The 3036-nt window shown below is 39.4% G+C and carries 4 protein-coding genes; all 4 read left to right on the forward strand.

Translation table 11 applies throughout. From position 1 onward, the window contains the following. Window positions 1-339: SufD family Fe-S cluster assembly protein (locus tag RMO52_RS05685; RefSeq protein ID WP_310411731.1), on the forward strand; the 339-nt coding region annotated here is incomplete at its 5' end. 191 nt (window positions 340-530) lie between these two features. Next, window positions 531-1283 (forward strand): pentapeptide repeat-containing protein, encoded by a 753-nt coding sequence (locus RMO52_RS05690; RefSeq protein ID WP_309737941.1) that lies wholly within the window; start codon window positions 531-533, stop codon window positions 1281-1283. Window positions 1284-1410: 127 nt separating this feature from the next. Continuing rightward, window positions 1411-1977 carry a Uma2 family endonuclease gene (locus tag RMO52_RS05695; protein WP_310411734.1) on the forward strand — a complete coding sequence of 189 codons (567 nt, stop codon included), beginning with the start codon at window positions 1411-1413 and terminating at the stop codon, window positions 1975-1977. Window positions 1978-2071: 94 nt separating this feature from the next. Continuing rightward, on the forward strand, window positions 2072-2851 hold the full coding sequence (sufC, locus tag RMO52_RS05700) for a Fe-S cluster assembly ATPase SufC (RefSeq protein ID WP_310411737.1): 780 nt from the start codon (window positions 2072-2074) through the stop codon (window positions 2849-2851). Window positions 2852-3036 lie beyond the last annotated feature (185 nt).

Below are 3036 nucleotides of genomic sequence, written 5' to 3' on the forward strand. Positions count from 1 at the left end.
AATAGCTATCGCGGTTTAGTCAAAATGAATCCGACAGCTAAAGGGGCGAGAAATTATTCCCAATGTGACTCGATGCTGATTGGCGACAGAGCGCAAGCGAATACTTTCCCCTATATCCAAGTTCAGAATCAAACCGCCAAAGTCGAACACGAAGCATCGACTTCTAAGATTGGTGAGGATCAGTTATTCTTCTTCGCTCAACGGGGGATTTCCCAAGAGGATGCGATTTCGATGATGATTAGTGGTTTCTGTAAGGATGTCTTTAATCAGTTGCCGATGGAATTTGCCGTTGAAGCCGATCGGTTGTTAAGCCTGAAGTTGGAAGGTACTGTTGGTTAATTTAGAAGTGCCTACGATTGAAATCGTGGCTGGTGTTGCAAAGTCCGCCTACGCGGACTAACTCATTAGATGGAAATTGGAAGTTTTTTATATAATGAAAAACACGATTGCTATCGATAGATAATTGAATTCGATCTAACTCTCAATGTGGGCAATACTTACCCTACAAAAGATATCGGGTTGATTAAAGTATGAGACAACAACTAAGTATCGAAGAAATCACAAACCGATATTCAGCAGAAGAAAGGAATTTTTCACGAACAGATCTATCGAAACTGCGCTTCGTAGATTGCAACTTTAAAAACGCCAATTTTGAGGATGTTGATTTTACTGGCTCGTGGTTTGAAAGATGTAATTTTGACAACGCTAGTTTTGTTAAGGCTAGCCTTAACAAAACTAGTCTCAATACAACAAGCTTTAAACAATGCAACATGAAACATGTTGATGCAGTTGGCTGTCATATTCAATTTTGTGATTTTAGTAACTCTAATTTGCAATGTGGCAAATTCATGGTGTCTTGGATTTCCGAGAATAAGTTTGAAAAAGCAGATTTGACAAATGCAGATTTTAGCTTTGTTTGCGCGCTAGATGATGCTTTATATACGAAAGGTAAATGTATGAGTACAGTAATGCCTAATCTGAAAATCAGGGATGATATATCAAGCGAGAAGATAGACGTACAAAATTTCACGTCAATAATTAAATTTAGAGACGTTGATTTTGATGAGACGGAAATAATTAGCAAGTGTAAAGATAATTATAAGCTCTTCGTAAAAGATGAAGATATGTGCAAATACTTGTTAGAGGAAAATTATGTCTCTCTAGGAAAAGTTGTATCAACGCTGTTACACTGTCATGAATTAGAACTGTGGAATACTTCTAGCACAAATTTAGAGCGATTACAGCAGTTAAACAAAAAAATAAAATCTAGAGCAGATAGTTAATAGCAAATAAAAGTTCAGTAAAAAGTAGGGTGGGCACTGCCCACCAATCATGAATGTCGATAGATAATTGAATTCGATCGAAAGCTAAATGTGGGCATTGCCCACCCTACAAAATTAACGCTTTAAAATGGTTGCGACACCTGTAAAAAATCTTACCTTAGAAAGCTTTCTGGCTCTCCCAGAAACTAAACCTGCCAGTGAGTATATTGATGGAAAGATAGTTCAAAAGCCGATGCCTCAAGGAAAACATAGTCTATTGAGGATGAAACTAATGACTTTCATTAATTCAATTTTAATGGAAGCAAAAATAGCGATCGCATTTCCAGAGCTAAGATGTACTTTTGGTGGAAGATCGATCGTTCCTGATGTAGTTGTCTTGAAGAAAGAAAATATCCCAAAAGATGATGATGGCGAAGTTGCTAATGTGGTGACAACTGCACCCAATTGGGTAATTGAAATCTTGTCTCCAGACCAAAGCACGACTAAAGTAATTAAGAATATTCTTCATTGTTTAGATAATGGTACTGAAGTAGGCTGGTTAATCGATCCTGCTGAGAAAATGATCTTAGTTTATCAACCCGATCGACAAGTGCAAGTAGTGGATATCCTCGAAGCTGAATTAATCGTACCTGAATTTGCTCGATCTGTTAAATTAACGGCTGGTGATGTCTTTGGCTGGCTGAGGTTGGAATAAAATCGAGATCAAGATATATTTATTCAGTGATATGATAAGAAACTAGTTGCTATCGATCGAACATTATTAAAGCTCAATTAAACAAATCTAAATTATGATTAATCCTAATAGTCCAGTTATCCTCTCGATCGAGAACCTGACGGCAAACGTCGATGATACCCAGATCTTAAATGGCGTAAGTCTCGAAATCAAAGCTGGTGAGATTCACGCCATTATGGGGCCGAATGGTTCGGGCAAAAGTACATTATCTAAGGTGTTAGCCGGACATCCAGCCTATACGGTTACTGGTGGAACGGTTACTTATAAAGGAGAAAACTTATTTGACTTAGAACCTCAAGATCGGGCACGTTCGGGTGTATTTCTGGCTTTCCAATATCCACTTGAAATCCCTGGTGTAAGTAACTTAGACTTCCTTCGCGTGGCTTATAACTCTCGTCAGAAGCATCGAGGATTGGAGGAATTAGATGTATTTGATTTTGACGACTTGATTCAGGACAAATTAGAGATTGTCAAAATGAATCCTGCTTTCCTCAGTCGCAGTGTGAATGAGGGTTTCTCTGGCGGGGAGAAGAAGCGGAATGAAATCCTGCAAATGGCAATCCTCGAACCCAGTCTGGCGATTCTCGATGAAACCGATTCTGGATTGGATATCGACGCGCTCAAAATCGTTGCTAATGGTGTAAATCAATTGTCGAATCAGGATAACTCGATGCTGGTGATTACCCACTATCAACGTTTGCTCGACTATATTATTCCTGATTTCGTGCATGTGATGGCAAACGGACAAATTCTCACCAGTGGGTGGAAGGAACTCTCGCTGGAACTGGAAGCAAAAGGTTATGACTGTGTGACAGAAGCTCAACCAGTAGGCTAAGTAAATCGCTCAATTATTGCTCGATTTGCTGCGTAGATCTCACCCACCCCGCCCTATAGGCACCCCTGTCTTGAAAAGGTGCTGTTTCCCCAAGTGAAGCACTTTTCGCTCCAAGGAGGGGATTTTCACTAGATAGATATTTAAAGTTATATGACAATGACGGCAACTCTTACCCAGCTCATACC

Origin of the sequence: Chamaesiphon sp. OTE_8_metabat_110 (assembly GCF_031382685.1) — a bacterium.
Lineage (GTDB): Bacteria > Cyanobacteriota > Cyanobacteriia > Cyanobacteriales > Chamaesiphonaceae > Chamaesiphon.

What these genes read in the sequence shown, in the direction of transcription:
- sufC (WP_310411737.1), top strand. Translation starts at nt 2,072, where the DNA reads ATGATTAATCCTAATAGTCCAGTTATCCTCTCGATCGAGAACCTGACG.
- RMO52_RS05690 (WP_309737941.1), top strand. Translation starts at nt 531, where the DNA reads ATGAGACAACAACTAAGTATCGAAGAAATCACAAACCGATATTCAGCA.
- RMO52_RS05695 (WP_310411734.1), top strand. Translation starts at nt 1,411, where the DNA reads ATGGTTGCGACACCTGTAAAAAATCTTACCTTAGAAAGCTTTCTGGCT.